Source organism: Bartonella sp. AA86SXKL, assembly GCF_042196885.1.
In genome coordinates this window covers 1-589 of the sequence record NZ_JBHIRE010000516.1, presented here as the reverse complement: position 1 = coordinate 589, position 589 = coordinate 1, and the positions used below count along the sequence as shown (strand labels likewise).

The 589-nt window shown below is 42.3% G+C and carries 1 protein-coding gene; it reads right to left on the bottom strand.

From position 1 onward, the window contains the following. The coding region (locus tag ACFIO5_RS13000) for a phosphate acyltransferase (protein ID WP_375705633.1) at positions 1 to 589 on the bottom strand (589 nt) is incomplete at both ends.

Below are 589 nucleotides of genomic sequence, written 5' to 3'. Positions count from 1 at the left end.
ATTGCATCAGCATCCCCCAATGCCACCATACAAGCAGCAAAATAATTGCGATCATTATTGATGCGACGATGACAATCACGTAACAACCAGCCTTGGCGTTGCATTTTTTGGTAAAGATAATTCGTATAAGCATCTGTGCGACAGGAGAGTTTGGCATTCATAACAGAAATACCTTCACGTTCAAGATCAATACCAGCAACAGAAGCTGTTTCCTTGACTTGCTCTTCACGACCAATTAAAATTGCTTTCCCTAGTTTTTGATGAACATAGGAAACAGCAGCCCGCATAACTTGCTCTTCTTCACCCTCTGCAAAAACAATTTGTTTCGGTGCTTGACGAACATGATTGTAAACACCACGCATCATAGAGGAAATAGGATCACGTCTCGCATTCAAATCACGTTCATAAGCTTCTAAGTCATCAATGTGCTTTTGTGCTACACCGCTTTCCATTGCTGCTTTTGCCACCGCCATAGAAACAACAGTAAACAAACGCGGATCAAAAGGAACAGGGATGATATAATTCGGACCAAATTTCAAGCGCTTTCCACGATAAGCTTCGGCAACGCTATCAGGTACTTCTTCGTGAG